This window comes from Legionella qingyii (genome assembly GCF_003184185.1).
Genome location: NZ_QHJG01000001.1, coordinates 132,586 through 157,609, shown reverse-complemented (window position 1 = coordinate 157,609; position 25,024 = coordinate 132,586). Strand labels below are relative to the sequence as shown.

Below are 25,024 nucleotides of genomic sequence, written 5' to 3'. Positions count from 1 at the left end.
TTACTTTTTAGCTGTTTTCTCTATCACTTGATGCTCCGTATGTAAAGTAATTTGTCTTAAATCCAGTCTAGAAATAATTTTCATCATAGTAGTATTGTTGATTTTTCTTTCTTTCCTCAACGTGCGTAACTCCATATGAGCCCCTTCCAGAGCCGCATACCTTAGCTGTCGCTCAAATGTTAAAGCTAACATGCTTTCAAGTTTTTCATGTTCAGTACCATGATTTGATGCGATAAATTGATTAAAAGTTGCCATTAATTTATTTCCAACATCAATGCACAGAGCCTTCTCTCGTTCATTGATTTCTTCACATAAACTCTTCATTTTTGTTTTGATTGCTTCAACTGCAGCTTTAGTTAATGCAAGAACGGCTTCATTTTCTTCATCTTGAGTGTGTTTATGAATCAAGTTTTTCAATCCAGGCGTAATTAAAGGCAAGAGCAAACTGCTCATTAAGAGAGAACAAAGAACAACGCCAATCACCAGGATAATTAATAGATTACGTGCGGGAAAAGGCGCTCCATTAATCATATGAGGTAAAGATAAGATTGCAGCCAAAGCAATTGCCCCACGTACGCCACCTAGTGAAAATGTGCTGATTATTTTTATGTTGGGAAAACGCCAAGAACTTCGGTTTCGTCTGGATATTAATGCTTCAAAAGGTAATGTTAAATAAATCCACAATGTGCGTAATAAAATTAGGGTCACCGTGATCAGAACAACAATTCGTACATATTCAGATAAACTGTAGCCTGTAGTCGCGAGAAATTTAATCGAATGAGGCAAATACAATCCTAAAAGAATAAAGATAATTCCATTTAAAGTAAGATCGAGCACCCCCCAAACAAAATGACCTTCGATACGCATTTTGGCCATTGTTCTATCTAAAAATCCAGCTTTGTCTACGGTAAAACCCGCAGCAACAGTTGCTAATACCCCTGAAAAACCTAATTTCTCAGCAACAAGATATACAGTAAAAGGCAAAAGCAACAACAATAGATTTTCAGTAGTTGTTTCATGAGCGCTATGTCTGGTTAACTTTCCTAAAAGCGAAATAAAAACATATGTCAGAATAAAGCCAACAGCAATCCCACCCAGGCTAATAAATAATAAACTCCATACCGCACCTTTGAGCGAAAATACGCCAGTAACCATCGCGACAACAGCCAATTTAAATGAAACCAAACCTGAGGCATCATTTAAAAGTGCTTCCCCTTGCAAAATATGCATAATTCGCTCAGGTATTCGAGTTCCAGCAGTCATGGATCTAAGAGATATAGCATCTGTTGGAGAAAGAGCTGCCGCTAATGCAAACGCGGCAGGTAAAGGGATGAGTGGAATTAGCCAATGAACTAAATATCCAATCCCAGCCACTGTAAAAAAAACCAAACCTATCGAGAGCATAATAATAGGTCTGGTGTAGAGCAAAAACTCACGTTTTGGGAAATGCCAACTGTCATTAAATAATAAAGGAGGAATAAACAACAACATAAAAAGTTCAGGATTAAATCCCACATCAAAGGTAGGAAATAAAACAGCCAGAAGTGTCCCTATAGAAATTTGGATCAATGGAGCGGGTAGAAAGGAAACAAAACGTGTAATCACCCCAGAGATGACCATTAAAAAAAGAAGAGTTAAACAAATTAATACACCTTCCATTGCAGTTATTTCCCCCTGAAATTAATCAAAATACCTACGTATTAAAAAAATTTAAAACAGCACCATGTGCTGCCATCGTATCATCAAAGCCGAGTTTCATTAATTGACGAGTGAATGCTTTTTCAAATAAAAGAAAGCTTAGTAAATCACCGGAATGACGTTTCGCCCCAAGAAAATTAAGTAAAATACGTAATAAAATAGGTATATTATTGTATTGAGATTGAGCCATCGCAGCCACATCCGTACTGGGCCGTAAATGCAAGGTTTGAATCGGCCGCCAATGTGCATACTCGTTCCCTATTGGTACCATGCGAGCCATATGATTCATGTGATTAACCATCTCAAGATCGCGTTCAAGATTATCTAAAAACAATCCATTGACCATGCCGCCCAAAACACGTGAAAAATCAATGTCACCCCGCTGTATTTTTTCGAGGTCACTTACATTGGGTAACGTACGCGTACCAATAATTAAAATTTTATCTACTTGACAACGAATAGCACCTCGTAGAGGAGCCGCTAATCCCACATGCCCATCACCATAATGAAGCCCATTTATTTTTGCCGGTGGAAAGAATAAAGGTAATGAGGTAGATGCCAGAAAATACTCCATTTTCAGGTTTACGCGTTGGCTACAATGAAGTGGATCGTTCCAATCTTCAAACTCTTCTGCATGATGTTGATAAAAAGAAATGGTTTTTTGTGCTTCATAGCAGTTGCTGATGACCTCCATCATTTCCAAGTGTTTATTCTTGATAACACCTTCCAAAGTTTCAAAATTAATGATGTTATTAATGAACTGACGCAAAGGCGACGTATCCAGAATATGTCCTAATAAGCGTTGCTTGGTAAGCATACTGCTCATATTCCGCATGGCCGATACGCTGAGCGCGTAATTGCTGGATTTAAAAATGTGCTGACAGGTAATATTGCTCCATAATTCATTTAACTTGTTTGTACCTGCAGAAAAATCGAGTGCATTTTCAGCGATTACTGCTGCATTAATACTGCCAACACTAACACCACTGATCATGCTGAATGGAATTTTTTTTGCTCCTAGAATTGTGCTGATCGCCTTGAGAGCCCCTGCCTGATAGGCTCCTCGGGCGCCACCACCGGCTAAGTAAAGTGCGATTTTGGTCATTTCTTACTGTTTTAGGAGAGAAACAAAAAATATAGCCCCATTGCACGTCGCTGGCAAGTCATAACCTGGGTAGCTAAACTAGATAGAGCTCTAATTGCAAAGATGTTTTGTAGATTTATCAATTCAAAAGAGTCAATTTATATCTCAATAACTTGACATATTTATCACCAAGCTGTATATTTGTACATTAATAGTACAACTAATTTTGTGAAATTTTAATGTCCCGTTCTACTGTACACCACGAGTTAAATGAAAAAGCAGGGTTACCACAAACCTTTGCTTGCTTTTTTTATTTTAGCTATTTTAGCCTGCAGCTGGGTGGTCGGTAGAATTAACTAACACTCCGACCCCCAGCATAGTCTGGGGGTTTTGGTACCCAAATTCCCAGACAAAAAAAAGCATGGGAGTTGGAGAGAACCCAAAGAGGAGTGTATATCATGCACCACCAATCGCAGTCCCTTCGCCCGCCCAAATGCTCCACAGTTCTTATTGATTGCAGGAGGGTATCATGAGTTATTCAGTCTTAAAAAAACTACCTCCTGTAGAATCAATCCTTCAAGAAATTCCTTTGTCTCTTTCTGCCCATCAGCAAATTACTTGCGATAGAAAAGAAGTAAAAGCTATTTTAGAAGGCCGTGATGATCGTCTTTTAATGATTGTTGGTCCTTGCTCGGCCTGGCCCAAACAGGCTGTTCTGGAATACGCCAACCGATTAGTGCAATTGAATGAGAAAGTAAAACACGAATTAAAATTAATCATGAGGGTATATATTCAAAAACCTCGTACGACTAAGGGATGGACCGGCCCCGTAAACCAACCTGATTTATTTTCTGAGCCGGATATTGCAGCAGGAATAAAATACACCCGGGACATGATGATTAAAGTCATCGAAATGGGACTTCCAATTGCCGATGAAGCACTATTTACTCATAACGCCAAAGGATTCCTTGAACTTCTCTCATGGGTAGCGATTGGTGCCCGCAGCTCCGAAGATCAAGAGCATCGAATTTTTGCTTCGTCTTTAGACTGTGCCGTAGGATTAAAGAATCCCACCCATGGTTCATTAGAGATTGGCGTCAATAGTATTATTGCCTCCCAACACTCTCACGTCGCAGTATTTGATGGTTATGAAGTGCAAACTCATGGCAATCATCATGCTCATATGGTTTTACGTGGCTCAAACTATGCCCCTAATTATTCCATTGCGCATCTTAACGAAGTAAAACGCTACATGGATATGCATCAAATCGTTAACCCTTCGGTCATCGTTGATGTTAGCCACGATAATTGTCTGATAGAAGGCAAAAAAAATCATCATTTACAACCTTCAATTGCTTTAAGCGTTTTAGAAAGCATTAAAAAATACCCTGATTTAAAACAATTGGTCAAAGGATTCATGGTTGAAAGTTTTATCAAAGAGGGGAATCAAAAAGTTGACTCTATAAATCCTGAGAACATTGATTTAGGCGGGTTATCGGTTACCGATCCTTGTTTAAGTTGGGAGCAAACTGAAAACTTTTTGTTGGAGTTAGCTGAGTTGCGGTCATTGGAGAAAGCAGAATTATGCAAGGAGGCACTTGCATGATTACTTTATTTGGTATTTCTGGTGATGCGGGCTCGTTTTCTGAAGAAGCGGCCCTGATTTATGCCAAGCAAAAAGGAATTGCCCCAGCCCTTGTTCACTTACTGGATATGGAAGGTGTTCTTGATGCTATTGAAAATGAAACCATTGATTTGGGCATATTACCTGTTGTTAATCTTTTAGGAGGCTTGGTAAAACCCTCATTTTTGGCAATGGGGAAGCATTTATTTACCCCCATTGATGAATTATGGCATGAGATCAATCAATGTTTGCTTGTAAGACCTGGTGTTCAATGCCACCAAATTACCCACATCGTGTCACACCCTCAAGGACTCGCTCAATGTCGCCATTTTCTGCAAAAACAATTTAAAGATATAGAACAAATCGAGTGGATTGATACCGCAAAAGCAGCAAAAGATTTGGCAGAAGGAATATTACCAGCCCATTCGGCAGTTATCGCACCGGCACGTTGTGCACAACTGTATGGTTTAGAAATAAAAGCGGACGATATTCAAGACAGTAAACCGAATCGAACAGCGTTTATCTTGGTAAAAAAGCATACTGATAACGCAACTCTTCTCAAGTAAGGAGAACATCATGTATACGCTCGAAGAATTGAGAAAAAAAATTGAACAGACAGATGCAAACCTCATTGAAATATTAGCAAAACGTCAAGAGTTGTCGAAACAAATTGGCATTTTAAAATCGAAAGAAGGAAAAAAAATAACTGACCATTCGCGTGAAAAACAATTGTTTGAGTATTATGAACATTTATCCAAACAGTACCACTTGCAAGAAGAATTTATTAATCGTGTATTCAAAATCATCATCTCAAATTCTAGAAAGGTACAAAAATAATGAATTATTCTAGAACAAAACATGTACCTGAGAATTCAGCAACTGTTGTAATTAATTCATTGGCTCAGCAAAAAATAAATGCTGGAATTAAAATTTATAACCTAAGTGTAGGTGAGCCCAAACTTCTACCCCATCCCTCAATTGTCACGTCCACCATACGTGCTCTAGAAGAAGGAAATACCCTCTACCCACCTGTATCCGGAATTCCAGAACTACGGCATCTTGCAAGTGAATGGATGAATAAATCATTTGGTTGTTCCTTCAAAAAAGAAAATTGTCTTGTGGTTAATGGTGGGAAACTAGGAATCTATTTGCTAATGCAATTATTGGTTGATGAGGACGATGAAGTCATTATTCCAGCCCCCTACTGGGTCTCTTATCCAGCCATAACTAAATTATTTGGAGGGGTACCCATCATCGTTGAAACCCACGAAACCGAAGGATGGAAATTGACACCGCAGTCACTCAAAAATGCATGCAGTTCTAAAAGCAGAATTTTGATTTTGAATAATGCGACGAACCCAACAGGTGCATTGTACACTGAGTCGGAGCTTGCTGAATTGTTGCAAATTGCTCGCGAGCAGAATCTATTAATTATTGCAGATGAAGTATATAGTGCCCTCACCTATGATAAGCATGCTTATATATCCTGTGGTTCCTTCCCCCAATTTCAGGATCGCGTCATTATTATTCAAAGTTGTTCAAAAAATTTTGCCATGACCGGTTGGCGAATCGGCTTTGTGTTTGCCCCCCAGTCTATTATCCAGCCATTAACTGCATTAGTAAGCCAAAGTACAAGTGGAGTAACCACCTTAAGTCAATGGGCAGCCATTGCTGCATTAAATGAAATAAATCAGGTAAGCACTTGGGTACAACAATGCATGCAAAAAAGAAGAGATATTCTCATTAAGGCTTTGCATCAGTCTTTGGGCTTAACAATAAAACCACCTGACTCATCACTTTATGTTTTTCTTTCCATAGAAAGTCTAGGTTTTAAAAAACTGAACTCCGAAGAGTTTTGTAAACTAGCTTTAGAAAAAGCAGATGTAGCCCTTGTACCAGGCGTTGCATTTGGCAAAGAAGGTTATGTGCGCTTGTCATTTGGGGGCAATGAGGAGGATTTAAAAGCAGGAATTCATGCTTTGGCGCAATGGGTACATTCATAAATTATCTTGAATATGTGAGTGCCATTCTTGCTCTAATCGCATAAGGACAGCGCCTAAAAGTATAAAGTATCGGATAATCCTCGAGATTTAAGCCATTCTTCGTTTTTAGGTATGTGATTTTCTCTGAAATTCAATAAGATAATAAACAATAAGTGCCACATGACAACTCAGAATAAAATCACCGCCTACTTTGCCACGAATTAGTTCACCAATCAAAAAGAATCAAAATTGATCGAATTGGCCTTGTTTTTGCACATTAACCGCATTGTATGTATAATTAAAAGCCAATTTGTAAAAAGGCAATATCATGAAGACGATAACTGTAACTAAAGATAGAGATGAAATGGTTCTGTTGGATATAGGAAATATCAGACTTCATGAAATATCAAATTATTACACAACCCTATCGCAATATAAAAAGCTTGATGAGGCTATCGAATTATTGTCAAATCTTGATGAAAAAGAATATTGGCGAGCCAACATATTATTGAAAAGCCTAAAGAAGAAACAGACAGATGAGAAAGAGCTGGAAATCAACTCTCTCATAGAGCAATGCAAGGATTTTTCACTCTTCTTTGAACCTAACTCGGATCAACTTCCAAGCATGAAAGGCCTGACCTGTTATCGAGTAGGAGCCGATGCAGGCGCCGGTTTTAAAGACGGCGATTTAGATGTCTTGGGTACGGAAGGTATTTTAGACTGTACTGCTGTTTTAGCTGTCATCAAGGATGAAAAGGGAGCTCATTGTTATTATATTGGCCACATTTTTGGCGCTCGAACAACTAAAGTAACCGTTCAGGAAGAATTAGATCGAATTCTTTCCGACATCCAAGAGCTTGTAAGTAGGGAGCTCTTATGGTCAGACTTAGCTGGGCAAGTTACTTTGGTAGGGACAGGAAGTAATACCGATGAACCCAGTTTATGCTACAAACAAACATTCAAATTATTAACTCAAGAAGGGGCTAAACCTACTCCATTATTTGGTAGCGGTGTCGCTTTTAACTTAACAGGGAAAGGCGATTTAATCATATTAGATCCTATAGGGCAATTACATCAGGGCATTCAATCCAGGCATCCCAAAGCGGGTCATGGTGTCTATTCTCCTGTTAATAATATAAATGAGCTAGAATCAAACCAAACAATCAATGAACAAATTGATAATGATTTCTCGGATACAACCCATCTCTCATCGGCAAACTGTAAATGTTAATTCATTATTAAGTGTAAAAACTATACGCAATAAAGGACTATTGCTTACTCAAGTTTATGATGCCACAACAGCAGGCATTGAAGTGATTTGCGGCAAACTCTATAATTCCTCTTCATCAAAATTACAGGATATAACATGACAATAGATGAAAACGCCCGACCTGCTGAAGCGTTAACCAATGAAGACTACTCCAAAGCGATGAATTTTATAGGACAAAACTTATTGACTTCTTTGGTTCAATCCGTGGAAAAACTACCACCTCATTTTCGCAGTAATAATGTAATCTCTCAGGCCCTATCTGCATTTATAGCAAATATTATCTATAAACAATCTCCGGGAAATCCTGAGTCATGCCAACAAATGCTTGATACCCTTACAAAGCTTGTGAAAACGCAATTAGAGAATCTACCCCAATTTGCAAAATAACTGTAGCCTGGGTGCAAGTCCGAAGGACTGTAACCCGGGTTCCACTACGTTTCATCCTAACTACAGATTTTCTGTTATCTACAAGCAATCTTAAAAGATCCTGAATCAAATTCCTCTTGCTATAATGATAATAGCGATGCATTTCAACTGGAGCTATCATGGACGCTAAAAATGATTTCAGAATGCTCAGAATTGCCTTGGTTATTTTTGGACTGGTTTTTATCTTCGCTATATACCCTTTAACCTTTTTCTGGCCATCTGGATGGGCTTGGCACCAATCCGGACAAAACGTCTATTTGCAAATGATATTAGGTGTTTATGCAACATTAGGGGTGTTCTTACTCCTAGCAGCAAAAAATCCGCTTCAACATTTAAGTTTAATCTGGTTTACCGTTTGGTCCAGTATTGTGCATGGTGGCATTATGGCCATCCAATCATTTTATTACCCGCAGCATTTTGCACATTTATATGGAGACGTCCCTGCGTTGTTTATTATCGCGATTGTCTTGGCTTTGTTAACGCCTCGTCGTAGTACTATAAATCAGAAAACATAGTGCTTTTGAGCCGTTATTTGATAGGGTATGACTTTTTGCTCTGCTGGAAAATAAACAAACAGTACCCTCTTAAAATTAGGAATTTTTGTTTTACAAATAGGACGTGACTATGATCATTTCATCTATCGCTGATTATCGGGAAGCCGCTCGACGCAAATTACCTCGGTTTCTCTTTGATTACATTGAAGGTGGTGCGTTTACGGAACAAACACTCAAAGCGAATATCGAAGATCTTGCTAAGGTAACATTGCGCCAACGTGTTTTAAGAAATGTAGGACACCCCAATTTTGAAACAGAACTCTTAGGACAAAAACTGGCAATGCCAGTCATCTTAAGCCCTGTAGGTCTTACAGGAATGTATGCTCGACGTGGCGAGGTACAAGTAGCCAAAGCAGCGGCCCAAAAAAGCATACCCTTTGCGCTGTCTACAGTTTCGCTATGTTCTTTAGAGGAAGTATCCAGCCAAAGCACCCAACCTATTTGGTTTCAGCTTTATATACTTAAAGATCGTGGTTTTATGCAAAATGTGCTTGAGCGAGCCCAAGCCTGTGGTGTAACCAACCTCATATTCACTGTAGATATGTCGACACCTAGCGCACGCTATCGAGACTTCCACTCAGGCATGTCTGGTCCATTTGCTCGCGAGCGTCGTTTCTTACAAGCCATGTTGAAACCTTCATGGGCTTATCACGTAGGCATTATGGGACGTCCGCATGATTTGGGAAATATATCAACCTATTTGCATAAAAGGATTGGTTTAGAAAATTATATCGCGTGGTTGAATAACAATTTTGATCCCTCACTTAGCTGGTCGGACTTGGAATGGATACGTAATTTTTGGAAAGGACCTGTGCTCATAAAAGGAATACTTGATCCAGAAGATGCAAAAGACGCCATAACATTCGGAGCAAATGGAATTATCGTCTCGAATCACGGAGGACGACAGCTAGATGGTGTATTATCTACAGTCAAAGCCCTTCCCATGATTGCAGATAAAGTAAGTTCTGACCTCACGATTCTCGTTGACTCAGGAATTCGCTCAGGACTTGATGTTGTGCGCATGCTCGCTCTGGGTGCTCAAGCTGTGCTCATAGGTAGACCCACTGTTTATGCTTTAGCGGCAAGAGGACAAGCAGGAGTCGAGCATATGCTCGATCTGATTCGCAACGAAATGAGTATTGCCATGACTTTGATGGGGGTCAGCTCCTCCGCTGACATTAATCAGTCCCATCTTTGTGCCTCGTATAAGAGATAACGAACACTGCTTTGACAATCAATTTTTTATTTATAAATGAGCTTTAAAAATAATTATTACCCACATTGACCAATTAAATATTAAATTTTATATTTAATAATCACACAATTAACATATTATCCGTCGCGCAAACCAATTTAAATGCTCTACACTAAATCAGGACTTACGAAAAACTCCAAGGTCGAGGCAAAAAATGTTTTTAATGAGGGCGTTTAGATAGACTAAATGATCGAATTAAAAACATTTTTTAACGAAGAGATGAGGGTTTTTCGTAAGTCCTATAAAGAAGAGAGGAAGGAACTCCTATGTGTCTTTATTACTTATGCAAAAGGGACACCCAAATTATGGAAAATAAGGCTATTAAAAACGAACCATCTGATAAGCAATTACAAATTGCAAAACCTAAAACAAGTGTTAATCCTACTGGAGAATATTCTTTTTTTAGGGTTCAGCACAAAAAAAATTATGCACCTCTTTATCCAAAAAAACTATCTATTTCTCATGTTGCTCAAGGTGCTCGTAGTGGTGATTGTTATCTTCTTTCAGTGATCAATGCCATCATTGCTTTACCCAATGGAGAACAATATATTCGTGAGGCAATGATTGATCAAAATAATAAAATCCATGTTCGTTTTTTTAAGGATGACGAGCCACAATGGCTTATTCTTGAAAAATCACTTCCTACTTCCTGGGGGATTTTGAGTTCAGGGCCGACTTGGGTACGTTTCCTGGAAAAGGCTTATGTTACTTTTATGGGAGGTAATTACAATAAAACCTTAACAAGCGGTGATAGTCGAACTGCTTTAAAAGCGTTTCTTGGTGGTTTTAATGATTCTATCGCAACTTCGAAACAAGCGGAGTGTTCTCTTGCAGAATTATATAAAAAAGTAATTTATGGCTGTAATGGTAAAGATATTTACTCTTTAATTTTTCTTTTACGCCCATATGATAAATTAGTCAGTATTCCCAATATGCACCAATATGTTTTTGGCAATCAACCTGAATTATTGGACGCATGGTGGAATTGGGTCAATTTGCATCAAAAACACTTTGTGCAATTACTCAAAAATCATCCCTTTTTAACGAAAGAGGCCTTCATTGCCTGTATGAAGGAGCGAATGGTTCAGAGCATTAATCCTCCCGTTAAAGCAATCGCAGCTGTAGAACAATGGCTGCATCAATATGCAGTTTTACCAGAGGAAAACAAATACAGTTATGATGAGCAAACATTGTTTCTTTCATTAAAAAATGCTCATGAAGAACAAAAACCGATTGTCTGTAGTCCGAAAGAAGATCCACCCGCGGGGATTACCATGCAACATACCTATGCACTGATTGGCATTAAAGAAAGTAAAATATCTCATCGTAAATTTGTAATTCTTCGCAATCCGCATCATGAAAACCGCAATTGGTTTTCTCATTACTTCTTTTATGGGGGACGACATTCTATAGAACGGCATGAAAATGGAGTAGCAAAGCTCACTATCTCACCGGTGGAACAGTCCACTTTTACTATGGAACTCAGAGATTTTGCTCATGCATTTGCCTATATCGATTGTGGTCGCTCTTTACTGGCCAAGCAACTCCGCAAACAACGTGAAGATATGCCTGCTCCCTTATGAGTATATCCTCAAATAATTCGTGCTCTGATTACAGCCATTTCTTCTTTTTGAAAAGAAGATACAGAAATATTGCACAGATAAATATTAACCCTAGTGCTGCAAAATATCCGTATTGCCAATGTAATTCAGGAATCCAGTCAAAATTCATTCCGTAAATTCCAGTAATTAATGTTAACGGCAAAAAAATAGCGGCAAAGGCTGTGAGTACGGCCATTGTTTCACTCATTTTTTGCATCAGCTCATTATCGATTTGTCCTAATAAGCTATTGAGTAACTCACGAATTGAATCCACTTCATTGATGATAAGATGACTATGATTCGATAAATTATATAAGGAAGAACGGCACTTCTCTGAGATGACAAGGATATTGCGATTAGTAATTCGCATTAAAATTTCCCTTATTGCAATCATATAACGCTTGATTAGCAGCGTTTGATGCTTTACCTCTGCGACATTTTTATAAATATTCTCGTGAGCGGTTTGTAATAAAGAATCGAATTCTTCTGCTATTTCTTCATAATGAAAAAGAACCTTAGCATAATCATTAATAATTCCCTCAAGAAATAAAAATAAGATAAAACCAGGCGTTTTAGCGTAATGAACGGATTTTGAGCAATTATTAAAGAATTCAAATAAAACAGGTAGAGGCTCATGTGACGCAGTAAAACAATAATTTGAGGTAAGATGAATTACCAAGTTATCTAAACTGATTTCGTTATTATCATTTAACTCAAGTGAAGCCAAACATCTAATTTGCAATGTTAGTGCATTATCATTATCAATGAGATTAGATGAGTTTTTTTCCTCAGCGCATAATTGAATTACATCGGAGGGTAGTCTTAGTATTTCTACTAATTGATTAAAAGCATCCTCTTGATTTAAGTTACTATGAATCCAATAAAGTTTGTTTTTCTCTTGGGTATTAATTCTCAACTCATCAAGAGCAACTTGTTTGATGCTGTGTTGAGTTAAATCAAATTCGATTGCAACTGTATCAAAATCGCTCATTTTGCACATCCATTTTGTCTGGCGTGAAGACTCAATCATGTTTATGAACTAAGGATACTGCGCAGCATTGTCCATTCCATTTATACAAATTTAGCACAAATACAAATGATAGATTAATTAATGCACAAAAAGATCAATTGATTTAATATTATCTTAAGAATTAAACGATAAAATGCCGTCATTTTTAAAACATTCATACGAATACTGGGATATAAACGCCCACAACCAAATTCTGTATGAGCGGAGGACTGGTACAACTTAAGTGATCTTAAATCAATAGGCTGGATTTGTTGAATAGATTTTTAAGTGTATCTGCGGTGTTAAACAAAAACTCAACCTAATGGTTAAGTTTTTTCTCTATTTTGTTGCTCCCTCTCTTAAATCATCTCATCACATCGATATCCATCCCAAGTTGATACGATTCCTTAAGAATAATTTAACACTTGATTATTTTTCATTTTGAATTAATTAAATTTTTTAAGGTACAAAAATGTCAATACGCTATTTATCTTTTGATTTTGATGGATGTTTATTTAATAGGGATTACGCTGCATTACCACATGATAATTTTAGCAAACATCTGGGTGATGCGGTTCTTGTTAAAAACAGAACGTTCCTTAATAGGCTTAAAAAGGAAAATGCCAAATTTTCAGCAGCCTACGCATTCATTGGTTCTACCAGGCAAGATTATTTTACAGATCTAATGAATAGTGGTTTTATGTATAATTTTAGAGGTTCTTGTTGCCCGGCAATAAAAACTATTTGTAGCGACCTCGGTATAAACCTGGATCCATTAATGCTGGCGGATATAGAAGGAGACTTGGAAAGTGGTACTTCATTCAATCGCATCATGGATGAGATTAACAATAATACGTGGATGGACTCTGATAAGAATATCCATAAACACGTATCTTTGGACGTGGACAAAGTAGATGAATTTAAAAGAACCATTCTTTTTGCACAGATGCAAAAAGCGGCAACAGAGCATCCGAACGAAGAAATAATATTCGATTTTTTTGATGATCGACTTGATATATTGTTTACTTTAAAAGATTATTTTACCAAACATCCACATCTGATACCTAAGAATGTACGTTTACGTTTACATGCTTATGCAGGAGAGGATGTTAGCCTAAAAGCAGAAATTTCTGGAGTGGGAGCGCCCCTATCCAAATATAGATTCTGTCTCAAAATAATGCATGAAAATCTTCAAGCCTTAGACGATTTTGCAGAATCCCTTAAAGAATTTACGATACAAGATCAGTTTGTAGAAAAAGTAGTGTCTATTTTCCAGGAAGTTGCGAATCGTGGATTATTTATCGATCACGAAGATGTAAATAGATTCTTTACTGAAAAACCCAATGCCCCTTTTGCTGTCCATCAAAGTAAACTTGCGATTCCCGGTTTTTTCACCTTCACTGCAGCTCAGATGACAGACCAGGGTATTAATTGTATAAGATATGGTTTGGATAGAGAGGGTAAATTATTTGCAGTTGATGAGCAGAAACAAATTGAATTAAAGATTCTTCCTGAAGGATTAGTTGCTACTTTGACCATGCATTTTGGACTATTAAAACAATCTTCCGAAAATCAAGAAAAGGTACAAAAGCCTGTAATTCAAGATGCTCCCAAGGCTGAAAAAATTTCAACAGGGCAAGCTCTTTACCAGGAAATTACCAAAAGTCCTTATTTTGTAGCAGATGCATCGCAGGTTAAAACAGTTCTGGAAAATCATCATGATTATCCTTTTGTGATCCGAGAAAGTAGTGCCAAAGTACCTGGAATGCTCACGTTTACCCTCGTATCCAGTACCGATAAAGGGATTATTTCTTCACGCTATGGACTGAATTATCAAGGTGAGCTCTTTAGCCTCGATGATAAAAACGCTTATAAGATAGCAGTTCCAGATGATTTATTGGATGCTTTGAAAGCAGATAATTTTAAGGTGAAAGAACGTATAAAGAACACGAAAAACGTGGAGAAGATTACGTTTATTCCTGGTCAACAAACAGCGAATACAGAAAATAAAGCGGGGCTAGCAAATAGACTTTTTGTTGCAGAAAAAGGATTCTTTGCGAATTCACCTAAACCGCAACCCACTGAAACACCTAAATGTAGTTTGGATATGCAACCTTAAATAATACAAGACAAGCATGGGTCTAGCTTATGCTTGTCTTCTACCGTTCCTCAACACAATGCAGCTTAATCCTTGCCCTCCTGTGCGTTGAATCAATCTCATAAAGTAATGCATTTATACTTATTTTTTATCAAGATCCTCTTGAACCTTTTATAGAGATAAGTTAATTATCAAGATGGGCCCTAAATATCCAATGGCATTGATTGGTATACAAAAAGGATTTACTATGCAAACAAAAATACCTCCCTCAAAAAAAATTTCAAAAACAAATCCTAAAGACAGCAGAGCCTTACCACTTCAATTAATACAACATGCCGAACCCGATCGAACATACTACATAAGAAGCACAGCCACAGAAATAGGCAATTTTTTTTCGCTACGGGTCAAAGAGCTCTATAACACCCTAGCTTGGACTTTTTCTTTAGACTCTATGGATTGGAGTACTTTTAAAAAATACATGTGGCCGGCGATTTCTTCAGGGGCTGCATTACTTCTTGGCGATTATCTAACCCCATATCTGAGTGAATACCTCATGGGAAGCCCTGAATATGATTTTATTATCAAATTTCTTTATGGAGCTGCGGTATTAGGGTATTGCGCGTTAAACCGGATTACGGACAAGAAACTTGATTCCGGAGCAGCACTATCTGTTGCTGTAGCCAGTGAAATTACAGCGATTGTTTATATGTACAGCTCTGTTTTTAAAGGCACCACTTTTTTACTCAATGAGCAAATATCTGATGAATATTCATTGATTGCCGGACTGGGAGCCAGTGCATTAGTTGTTCCAAGTGGAGTCTCTTATCTTACTCAAAAAGTACAAGAGTTGCTGGTCCGCCACCAGTACACTCGCGGAGCACAGCGCTCAGACACTGCGGTGATTTCCAGTGGCCTAACTCCCTTATCCAATCTTTATTTTCAAATAAATCACTTTATCGCCAGCGAGTTGATGGTCAGTTCACGCGCTTTTCAATTAGGATTGATCTCTCATAATATTCGTTATGCCGACAGAATTGTCCAAAAATTTCGGAACCTACCCGCGTTATTGGCGGATTTGGCTCCGTCAACCATAAAAAAAATGCGCCTACAGCAAGAAAAGCTGGACCATGATTATGAATACAATCATAAATTACATCAGGTTTTAAGATTTACCGCGAATGGTCCAAAATTTGTTAGCATCCCCCGATATCAGCTTCGTACAGGCGATTTGGTGCATTGTGATGAGAGTATCAATTTAGATTGTGTGCCAATTTCTGGAGAGTTGATTGCCCTACAACGTAACTTGGAAGGTGATTTTACCAAAACGTTGGAACGAAAAAAATTTAGCGTCAATCTTAAAGCCCAAAATGGTGAAGATGTTTGGATAGAACATCATACCAAACCTGATTTTACTTCAAATTACCAAAAAGTGGACTTGTACGCAGTAAGGGATGGCAAACAAGCGGGAGTGCTGGTAGGTGATAAGCTAAACACATACGGCCAAAATAATATTTTTATTCAAATCAAACCTGAGAAAGAACTGTTATTAAATAGCAATTATGAGAAAAAAGCCTACATTAATGAAATTATCGCGAAACGCAAACAAAGAAACGTCTTATATTCCATTTTAGGCTCCATAATTATGGCGGCTTTCTTACAAAGGGACATTACCCAAATGCCTGCAGAAACGCTCAGGCTAATGTTCACACTTTTTCAAACAATGATTCCCTTTTCTGAAGCTTTTTTACGTGAAACAGTAAATAGTCGCTTGATGAAAAAACTGAATAGTAATTTAGGAGAGCAACCTTTTGAGACTATAGATGCACTTCGAATCGTGGATTTATGTAATGCCTTGGGCGGATATTATCGTGAGCAGTTTTCCAATGGTGTTGCCATTATTTCGGATAAAACTGGAACTCTAACTACGACACGTATGGACGTGCTCGGTTTATGGACCTCTGACATGCCACCTGAGGTACAGCATCTCCTCAAAGAAAATAAAGACAGTACGCTTCTACCTGAAACCGCACGATGGCTTAAATCATTTGAAGTATTTTGCTATGCCTTTACAAACAATAAAAAAGAATTAGAACCTGAAGAACATGCTATTTTAGAGTTGTTCAAAACCTTATTGGCGGATCAACACTGTTTGGAAGTAACTACCCTGGGGAATAATCATTTTAGAAAAGTGATTACTGCCACAGAACAGCAAAAAGAGATCGAGACATTTCATTTGGGTTTATATCGCACGTTTGGAGGGCGCTTTACACTCGTACATGATGGGGAGCATTCTGCTCTTGTCTTTTGTGGAGTGCCTAAAACCGATGCTTTTCAAAAAACACCTTTGTTGCAAGACTATACCAAGATGCAAAGTCGCACCGCGGTCTTATCCCGTGATTGGTGTATCGCACAAGCCAAACTGAATGAACACGAATTCGCCATTTTAAAGAAATTATTTGATAAAGATGATAAAAAGGAGATTGAACATTTTCTTTTAGAACATTCGGACTTACTTAAAAATTTGGAATATCACGGAACCTTTATTATTGATAACCCAGTAAAAAAAGGTGCCGAAAAATTTATTGCTCAATGTAGAGAAATATCGGTCCCTGTATTTGTAGCTACCGGTGATACAACGAAAGCGGCAGTAAATATTGCTAAAGTATTATGCCCGGAAAATGCAAAAAGCATTATCACCATTCGAGCAGCCCATATTGAAGAAGAGAACCTTAACCTTTTAAGCGAAGAACTTTGTACACCTGATTCCGCTGTTATATTTGCGGGTATTAATGAAGCGATATTAGCGCGCTTTCAAAAATTAATGGCCAGGGATAAAGCAAAACGCCCTGTAATTATTTTTGCAGAAATGAGCACTGAGGGCAAAGGTACTCTGGCTCGTTATCTCAAGGATCATAATTATTTTGTCGTCGCCAATGGGGATGGAACGAATGATGTAATGATGATGAAAAATTCGAATGTCGTCATTGCTCATCATTCAGATGATGGTACTTTTGCCCCTGGTGTGGATGCTTTATCGAACATCAGTGAAGAACAGCTAAGAAGATTATTTGGTTCTAAAAAAACCTTTTATGAACTTTTTGATATTCATCTTCCCCAGAGCTTATTTGTACAGCAATTTGCTCCTTTAGCAAATTCACAAGAAAAACCTACCATGGCCTTAGCGCTTAAAAGTGGAAAAATGACTTTTGATTTGGCTAAAGCAGTAGGAGCTAATGTCACAGAAATGCATCAGCAGCATTGGTATAGTGTTGCCTTTGATTTGTTGTGGTTATGGATTGCGTTTTACGAAATCAATCAAAGCGCCGACTTACCCATGGATAATCGGAATATCAATGCATCTACTTTGATTTCCAATACTATAGGAATTGCTTTAATTATTGCAGTTTTGGAATCCTTAACCAATTATGCGTTATTTAACGAGTCGACCAATTTGGCCAGTATGCTGATTATGTTGAGCTTGTTACCTCTGGTTCTCAAGAGCGTTTTTTCGGGTTTTAGAATGGTTCAGGAAAGCTTGTATCCAGAGCCTCAAATCGTCGAAGTTAAAGAAGAAGCCGGACCTCCTTCTCATCCATCTATCTTCAGTTATTTGGGTTCTTTTTTTTCGCGTAAACCCACAAAAGAATTGGAAAATATACCGAAGGTACCTGAGCTCAAGTAGAACACTCTTTTTTCGCAAGAATGATAAAAAGACGCTCATGCAAACGTAGTTTCATTCATCCCGACCAAGTGAGGGAACTCCAGTCAGGGGGATGACATTATAATAATGCTCCAACCCGGAGATCCTTCGTCGTAAATCTCTCAGGATGATGTGGGCGCTATTTTGCTCTTTAACTTGATGAGACAATCCACTGCATTAAACGCAGAAGGATACGCTGAATGACACGGGTTTGAACTGCGAATATGTTCACTTAATTCTTCAATAGTTGATCCAGTAATAATTCCATTACCCACTACAATATCGTTTAGAGCAAATTGAGTGAAACAGTATCGAATATGAGACATGATATGCTCAAAGTGATCGAGATTTAATTTAAGGATTAATCCCAGTGCAATATAACCATCAAAAGGTTTTTTTTGATGGTATGTATTAATCACAAACGGAATTTCATAAGCGCCTGCTTGTAATAACTCCACCTGATAATCGTAACCTGCTTTTTTAACAAGACTTACACAGAGATCCAGTTGTTCCGATGCGAGATCTTTATGGATACCAGAGGAAATAATTAGAATTTTAGGCATATGCAACTTTATTATTTTTTTTATTCTTCAAACGGATTAAATAATCGACCGCATTAATCGCTTCTTGAACTCGCTCTCCGTTTTCAACTCGTTCGCACAAAATATCCATACTCGGAGCTGAAATAACTCCATTGCCTAGGGTTAATCCATCTAAAGCAAATTGTATAAAACATTCTTTAACATGTTCCCAAATAAACTCATAATGATCGGTTCTACCTTTAAGCAACAAACTCAGTGGTAAGTATCCGTCAAAGGGATTAACGCGGTGGTAATGTTGTATCACATTCGGGATTTCATAAGTCCCTGCTTCAACAGTTTCAACCTGATAATTGTAGTCATATTGTTTTAATTTATTTAAACAAATTTCTAACTGTCTTTCAGCTAAATCTTTATAATAATTAGACCAGACTATCAAAATATTAGGTTTGTGCATCGCTTAATACGCTCCTCAAATTGAATAATAATTTTACACAAAAAAGGAGCCCACCACAATATTATTTATGCGTACGAATAGGTAACCCTTTAGACTAAACGATTAGTTGATAAAACCAAATAGCCCAAGCAATTGCAGTTGCAATTGGAATATAATAACAAAAGCTACACGGATCTATTTTTTAGTAAAAGTAGCGCTGAAATGAGCAGCAATACGCCACCAACGACAATCAAGCCAGCACTAGACAGAATAGATAATAAATTGGAACCAAAACCTGTCACCATCCAGGCAAATGCCATTACTGCCCCAGATATTCCCATTACCCATCCTTGCGATTGTGCATCTACAGCATTGGAAAATAAAGTTAATAAACAGGCAAAAGCCATGATATCAAAAGTTGCAATAACTACTGCCAAAGGCCATTGTAATAAAGCATTAGGGATAACATAAACCAGTAACTGCCCCAAACCAGTGAGAGCAAGAGTTGATAACGCAATGTGGTGTACTTTATATCGATTCACACATAAAGGCATACCAATCAGGATTCCAATGGCAAAACCCAAACCAATCATGCCTTGTACGGCACCTAACTGCCAATTGGTGTAATGATAAGCCATCTTCATATGCACAATGATGAATTGAAAATAAAGGCTAAATCCCATTTGCATCAATAAAAACACCAAGGCCAGAATACGAACCGATTGATGCTGAAATGCTTCAATAAAAATTTGTATCGGGCGAAAAATGGAAATCTTCTTATGTGACAAAACTAAAACAGTATCTTTATATCCGAGCTCTATCCAAATCCAGGCAATGAATGCAAGCAATGCGGCCGTAAGAAATGGAGTGGTAAACGTAAACCAGGGCAGTAATTGTTGATCGGACATCACACCACCAAGTAAGGGGCCAAGAACAGAACCAAAACTAAAGCTCATGGAAATTAAACTCATGTTTAAGGCCTTGGTTTCGGGAGTGCTCAAATCAGCAATAGAGGCTTGAGCTATGGGTTGGCTACCAGCCATTAAACCAGAAAGCGCTCGACCAATAAGCAATAAACTCAAACACGAAAAGGCAACTCCCATCCCCATTAACAGAAAACTAATGGCTATCCCCAGCATGCACAATAATAATACTTTTTTTCGCCCCCAAACATCAGATAAATCGCCCATAAATGAGGTGCCAAAAAACATGCATAAGGGATAAAGCATATAACTTAATCCCAAATAAAAATGCTTCACTGCGATACTGGCATCGGCAGTTAATACAGGACTATGATCTGCTGTAAATAGTGCCGTCATCACTGGATAAACGAGTCCAAAACCTAAAGCATCAATGACGACTGCGAAAAAACATGGGGCAGTTTTTCGAAACATATAGAAACCTTGGGATTAAGAATATAATTACTAATATAGTGATATTGCAAAGGGTTTGTCTAATAAAGAATTGGTGTGCTTGCGGGAGAGGAGCGTTGCCCGTTCTTCATAGATCGAGTGGTAATTTATTTTCTTCAATCAACTTTAATGCGGCATCGACAACTTTTTCATCATAAAGCACACCCCTGCCACGTTTAATTTCTGCCACTGCAGCCTGAATACCTAATGACGGCCTGTAGGGTCTGTGAGATGTCATCGCCTCCAAGACATCTGCTACAGAAATCACCAAGGTTTCAGGCAAAATCTCTTTTCCTTTTAGTCCTCGAGGATAACCACTGCCATCCAGACGTTCATGATGCTGTAAGATGACCTCTGCAATGGGTTCTTTAAGAGGAACATCTTTTAAAATATCATAGCCCGCTTGTGGATGTACCTTTATGAGTTCCATTTCAATCGCGCTAAGTCGAGTTGGCTTGGAAAGAATTTCTGCGGGTATTGAAATTTTCCCTATATCATGGACAAGCCCCATGAGCTCAAGGGATGAACAACGTTCAGGCGTCCATCCCAATTCCTCACCAATTGCCTTCGCAATTAACCCTACGCGATGCTCATGACCTGCTGTATAGGGGTCACGAAACTCGACCATATTAGAAACCGCGAGAAACGTTCCTTTTATCGCAGATTCTAACTGAGCTACATATTGCTCGATTTGCTCTCTTGCATGTTGAATCTGTGTCACATCATCCACTATGGCAAGAAACTCGAAATGCCCTTCCCAGGAAACAACCGTCGTATCAATTCTTAGAATTAAAGAGACTCCATCACTTTTTCTCTTTAAAGGAAGGTTATAGGCAATACTCGATTTGCCACAATCCAATTGCCGCCAATAACTAAGAACTAATTCTTGGGTAGGTTTGTCCTCTACTAAATCCAGAAGTCCCATGGATAACAGTTCCTCTGCTTTGCGGCCAACCAGCTCGCAAAATCGTGGATTTACATACAAAAATCGATTTTTGCTACGTATAAAAACGCCAACATGCGCTTGTTCAATGAACGCGCGAAAGTGTTCCTCGCTTTCTTTAAATCGCTTTTCGGCCTCCGTCGCTTTTTGTTCCGAATGAAATCGCGTCAGTGCGTTCTGTAATAACGTCGCTACTGAGTCTAAAAGCCTTGATTCCTCAGGTAAAAAAACAGGCTCTGACCTTGATGGTTGTGCACAATAAAATACGTTTATTTTTACTGCGGAGTGATTTTCAATTTGAAATTCTTTTTCCAATTGGTAAGGCAGTTTTTTCGCTTTGGGGTCTGACTTAAACTCGCCCCATTCGCTTTCAATGGTTGCAGCCATATGCTCCGGAAATTGAAAGGCATGCGGCAACACGTTGACTGTTTGTATAAACAATTCTTCAATATTTAAATCCCGAAGTGCGATTAAATTAGCAATCGTATAAAGACAACGAAGTTCTTTAATACGTTCACTCAAATCATAAGTCAATTTGTTTCGTTCTTTTTCAAGAGTCTTACGCACAGTAATATTTCTTACGATTTGTACCCAGGAATTAGGAAAAAAATCAGAGGCAATAGTTGATATACTGCATTCTACCCATTCATTTTTTTCAGTCTCAATTTCCACAATAAACTGGCGTCTTGAAGTAGACAATTGAGTGCACACAGGGCATTGTTCTTGTTCTATAGACTTATTATGAAAAAGCTCGTGGGAAGATAATCCCACTAATTCTTCAGGTTTTAAATGAGTAAATGCTCCAGCAGCCCTGTTCGCTTGACTGATTGTACCTTCAGATTGAACAATAAGAGTAGGATCAGGAATGTTATCGTAAGTCGTTGCAACACGTGCCAACATTGCAAAAGGATGGCGTAATGTTTGTACCACCAACGCAGTGTAGATAAACCAAAAGGAAAATATTTTTAATATATGGCCAAGTATTATTTCTATACCAAATAAATTTTTATAATGAGACAATACCAAATCAGAACCTATCATCGAGATAATGCTCAAGCTCATATAAAACAACATCTCTTTCGACATCATTGCCTTCTCATACCAAAGCAATATGAGGGTCGTGCATAAGATGAGGATAACACCCAGTTCGCAATAGAGTTTAAACCAGGTAACCCCATAATTTTGAATATATGTCGTGGGAAAATAACCCGTAAAAATAGCAGTAAAAATAACTAACGTTATGAAAAATAAAATAGCATTAATTACCCAAATCCTCATGGTATGTCTAAAGAAATAAATAGCAAAAAGAAAAGATAAGGCTTGATAAATTCGTGCAGAAACCCAAAGCTGGGTACTCAGATTCCCTCCGCCATGCGGCAATATGTTCATTTCTTCATAAGCTAAAAGATGAGCTATATCGATACTTGCGCACCACCCTACTGCTAAAGAAATAAAAACCACATACTGATTTTTGGTGAATTGAGTCGTTGTCACCGCTACCGTCATTGTCGTTAAGGCGATAAACACTGAAATTAACTCTGCCAAGGTATGGAAAACGAGAAAATTCGTTTCATATTCAATTAAAATACAAATTAAGGACAGGATTACAGGGGGCAAAAAAACGCGCCAAGTAGGTAAGCGTTCTGCAATATAAGTAGCATAGGATCCCCTATCGATATGCATCCATATTCTCCCAATCAATAGAAATCCTGGTGCGCCTCCATATAACCCTCAATGGAATTGACCAGTATAAAAAATCTTACTCTTAATTATAGCTCCAATTAAACAATTTAGATTGAAGCACATTGGACTACCTCTTAGTACATCATTTAGAAATACATGAGCCATGATTTTTATTTATTCATCACAAAGAACAACAAAAACACCAACTGTACTTTTATTTAATATTACATTAATTATTTATTGCTAAAATTGATTTAATTTTAACCAAAAACATATTAATGAGGTTTTTATGAACGAGAAGCAAGATCAATCCACAATTAAAACAGCAAAGAAAAAAAATGTTTCCTGGAATGATGGACAAATTGAAGGAAAAATAGACGAGCATTTCCTCGAAATTAATACGAGTGCGTCTCCAACCAAACAAGTATTAGAAAAAGAAATCTCAGAATTGATGCAAAGTGGGTATTCAGAGATTGAAGCCTCATCTATGGTAGGAAAAGCGCAAACACCTAGTGGTAAAGTGATTATAACCGATCCAATTTTTTATGATTCAAAAGATAAAATAGCGGAACGCAAGTTTTCAGCAGCACAAACAAAATCCGTAAGCGCTAAAACTTCTGATATCCCACAAGAAAATGCTCGAAAAACTGAATCTATTGAGAGTGAAGCAGCAAACCGATATAGCTTTTTCACGCAAACCGTAATTGGAGTTGGTGTGGCTTTAGCATTTGCTGCAACAATAGGAATCACTAACAAGTAATTAGGAAAGCCCCTTTTTAGGTTTTTTATATGCCTGGGTGGTTTACCCAGGCTATCCGCTCAGGTGTTAAAATAAGCATTTTTTAAATCTGTCCTGCCCCTGATGCTCTCTTAAACTAGTGCTCATTAAATTCAGTTATCCAAAATTTTTGCGATGCGTTTATGTTTTTAGGAACCGGGGTTACTACTATTGTCTGAACCATTGGAGGATTAAATGGTCCATCCGCGGTTGCCCATTGGTAGGTTATTTTAAATTTCCACGCATTTTTACTTTGTACTACTTTTTTAATTTCATAAGAAGTAATCCATGGGCTGGAAACACCAGAAACCCAATAAGGCCAACGATCTTTAAATTTTTCTTTTAACTGGTCCGAAAACAGCATGAATTGGACTGCACCATTCCGTTCTTTATTAGCTTTTGCAAACAAAGTTGCGACCTCATCGAGCTTTTGCGGAGCCAGCGCCTTCTCTAACATGGAAATTCGCGCGGCATCTGATTCAACTTGGGAAACATGTTCGGTCATACTGCTTGCTGTAACAGAAAACATAATCATTAAACCGCTTATGAGGTACATTTTGAATGTGTTCATAATTTTCTCTTCATTAGGAGACTTTGATCTATTATTTTATATGTCAATTTGCGATTGATGTCTAATACTCCAAACTAGGTACTGGAGGTGTGCGTTTTAAAAAGCGCAATCAAAAGCCAGTCGGAGTGATTTTTAATAAATTGATTTTAAATTAATTGCCGCATTCTCGACATTTTTTGCCGCTCTGGTAATTTGTCGCGATAATTTTAGAATTTCCACGCCTTGTTCTGTCAGCACAGCTTTATGCCCTTCAAGCTGAAAAGCTTCAATCTTACCCCTCCCCCACAATGGGAGAGGGTTAGGGTGAGGGTAAAAACCATATTTGACCACCCATAAAATCATTATGTACACTTAGTATGTA

General features: G+C 38.0%; 21 protein-coding genes. 12 read left to right on the top strand and 9 right to left on the bottom strand.

Annotation, left to right across the window (positions count from 1 at the left end; all coding sequences use genetic code 11):
• The gene (locus DGG96_RS00600; protein ID WP_110141079.1) at positions 1 to 1,659 is read right to left on the bottom strand and encodes a Na+/H+ antiporter; all 1,659 of its coding nucleotides are present in this window, start codon (positions 1,657 to 1,659) and stop codon (positions 1 to 3) included.
• 34 nt (positions 1,660 to 1,693) lie between these two features.
• Positions 1,694 to 2,803, bottom strand: coding sequence for a patatin-like phospholipase family protein (locus DGG96_RS00595; protein WP_110141078.1), 1,110 nt, complete (start codon positions 2,801 to 2,803; stop codon positions 1,694 to 1,696).
• Between the two features lie 508 nt (positions 2,804 to 3,311).
• Here DGG96_RS00595 and DGG96_RS00590 point away from each other — a divergent pair.
• The 9 genes from DGG96_RS00590 to DGG96_RS00550 all read left to right on the top strand — a co-directional run bounded on the left by DGG96_RS00590 (position 3,312) and on the right by DGG96_RS00550 (position 11,476).
• On the top strand, positions 3,312 to 4,388 hold the full coding sequence (locus DGG96_RS00590; RefSeq protein WP_110141077.1) for a 3-deoxy-7-phosphoheptulonate synthase: 1,077 nt from the start codon (positions 3,312 to 3,314) through the stop codon (positions 4,386 to 4,388).
• On the top strand, positions 4,385 to 4,972 hold the full coding sequence (locus DGG96_RS00585) for a prephenate dehydratase domain-containing protein (RefSeq protein WP_110141076.1): 588 nt from the start codon (positions 4,385 to 4,387) through the stop codon (positions 4,970 to 4,972). Before DGG96_RS00590 ends, DGG96_RS00585 begins: the two co-directional genes overlap by 4 nt.
• A gap of 10 nt (positions 4,973 to 4,982) precedes the next feature.
• The gene (locus tag DGG96_RS00580) at positions 4,983 to 5,243 is read left to right on the top strand and encodes a chorismate mutase (protein ID WP_110141075.1); all 261 of its coding nucleotides are present in this window, start codon (positions 4,983 to 4,985) and stop codon (positions 5,241 to 5,243) included.
• Positions 5,243 to 6,409, top strand: coding sequence for a pyridoxal phosphate-dependent aminotransferase (locus tag DGG96_RS00575; protein ID WP_110141074.1), 1,167 nt, complete (start codon positions 5,243 to 5,245; stop codon positions 6,407 to 6,409). Before DGG96_RS00580 ends, DGG96_RS00575 begins: the two co-directional genes overlap by 1 nt.
• Before the next feature lie 307 nt (positions 6,410 to 6,716).
• The gene (locus DGG96_RS00570) at positions 6,717 to 7,619 is read left to right on the top strand and encodes a hypothetical protein (protein WP_110141073.1); all 903 of its coding nucleotides are present in this window, start codon (positions 6,717 to 6,719) and stop codon (positions 7,617 to 7,619) included.
• A 135-nt stretch (positions 7,620 to 7,754) separates the two neighbouring features.
• On the top strand, positions 7,755 to 8,045 hold the full coding sequence (locus DGG96_RS00565; RefSeq protein ID WP_110141072.1) for a hypothetical protein: 291 nt from the start codon (positions 7,755 to 7,757) through the stop codon (positions 8,043 to 8,045).
• 158 nt (positions 8,046 to 8,203) lie between these two features.
• Entirely contained in the window at positions 8,204 to 8,599 is a 396-nt protein-coding gene (locus DGG96_RS00560) for a DUF6632 domain-containing protein (protein WP_110141071.1), read from the top strand.
• Between the two features lie 109 nt (positions 8,600 to 8,708).
• Positions 8,709 to 9,854: an FMN-dependent L-lactate dehydrogenase LldD gene (gene lldD, locus DGG96_RS00555; RefSeq protein WP_110141070.1), complete on the top strand. Its 1,146-nt coding sequence runs from the start codon at positions 8,709 to 8,711 to the stop codon at positions 9,852 to 9,854.
• 305 nt (positions 9,855 to 10,159) lie between these two features.
• Complete coding sequence (locus DGG96_RS00550; protein WP_233590472.1) at positions 10,160 to 11,476, top strand: C2 family cysteine protease; 1,317 nt, start codon at positions 10,160 to 10,162, stop codon at positions 11,474 to 11,476.
• A gap of 28 nt (positions 11,477 to 11,504) precedes the next feature.
• On the opposite strand, the gene DGG96_RS00545 is transcribed toward DGG96_RS00550, so the two are convergent.
• A complete protein-coding gene (locus DGG96_RS00545; RefSeq protein ID WP_165831556.1) occupies positions 11,505 to 12,485 on the bottom strand; it encodes a magnesium transporter CorA family protein in 981 nt (326 codons plus the stop codon).
• Between the two features lie 490 nt (positions 12,486 to 12,975).
• Here DGG96_RS00545 and DGG96_RS00540 point away from each other — a divergent pair, with 490 nt between their 5' ends.
• The gene (locus DGG96_RS00540) at positions 12,976 to 14,622 is read left to right on the top strand and encodes a hypothetical protein (protein WP_110141069.1); all 1,647 of its coding nucleotides are present in this window, start codon (positions 12,976 to 12,978) and stop codon (positions 14,620 to 14,622) included.
• Positions 14,623 to 14,848: 226 nt separating this feature from the next.
• A complete protein-coding gene (locus DGG96_RS00535; protein ID WP_110141162.1) occupies positions 14,849 to 18,283 on the top strand; it encodes an HAD family hydrolase in 3,435 nt (1,144 codons plus the stop codon).
• Between the two features lie 140 nt (positions 18,284 to 18,423).
• Here the strand turns inward: DGG96_RS00535 and DGG96_RS00530 are convergent, their stop codons facing one another.
• The 4 genes from DGG96_RS00530 to DGG96_RS00515 form a co-directional block, all read right to left on the bottom strand.
• Entirely contained in the window at positions 18,424 to 18,864 is a 441-nt protein-coding gene (locus tag DGG96_RS00530) for a 6,7-dimethyl-8-ribityllumazine synthase (protein WP_110141068.1), read from the bottom strand.
• Entirely contained in the window at positions 18,857 to 19,297 is a 441-nt protein-coding gene (locus DGG96_RS00525; protein ID WP_110141067.1) for a 6,7-dimethyl-8-ribityllumazine synthase, read from the bottom strand. The genes DGG96_RS00530 and DGG96_RS00525 overlap by 8 nt, the downstream gene beginning before the upstream one ends.
• A 164-nt stretch (positions 19,298 to 19,461) precedes the next feature.
• Complete coding sequence (locus tag DGG96_RS00520; RefSeq protein WP_110141066.1) at positions 19,462 to 20,670, bottom strand: MFS transporter; 1,209 nt, start codon at positions 20,668 to 20,670, stop codon at positions 19,462 to 19,464.
• A 106-nt stretch (positions 20,671 to 20,776) separates the two neighbouring features.
• Positions 20,777 to 23,314, bottom strand: a complete 2,538-nt coding sequence (locus tag DGG96_RS00515) for an MASE3 domain-containing protein (RefSeq protein ID WP_110141065.1) — start codon at positions 23,312 to 23,314, stop codon at positions 20,777 to 20,779.
• A gap of 289 nt (positions 23,315 to 23,603) precedes the next feature.
• Between DGG96_RS00515 and DGG96_RS00510 the strand changes: the two genes are divergently transcribed.
• A complete protein-coding gene (locus DGG96_RS00510; RefSeq protein WP_110141064.1) occupies positions 23,604 to 24,074 on the top strand; it encodes a hypothetical protein in 471 nt (156 codons plus the stop codon).
• Positions 24,075 to 24,189: 115 nt separating this feature from the next.
• On the opposite strand, the gene DGG96_RS00505 is transcribed toward DGG96_RS00510, so the two are convergent.
• Both DGG96_RS00505 and DGG96_RS21130 read right to left on the bottom strand, forming a co-directional pair.
• On the bottom strand, positions 24,190 to 24,663 hold the full coding sequence (locus DGG96_RS00505) for a hypothetical protein (RefSeq protein WP_110141063.1): 474 nt from the start codon (positions 24,661 to 24,663) through the stop codon (positions 24,190 to 24,192).
• 132 nt (positions 24,664 to 24,795) lie between these two features.
• Positions 24,796 to 25,005 carry a hypothetical protein gene (locus tag DGG96_RS21130; RefSeq protein WP_240610422.1) on the bottom strand — a complete coding sequence of 70 codons (210 nt, stop codon included), beginning with the start codon at positions 25,003 to 25,005 and terminating at the stop codon, positions 24,796 to 24,798.
• Between the last annotated feature and the right edge of the window lie 19 nt (positions 25,006 to 25,024).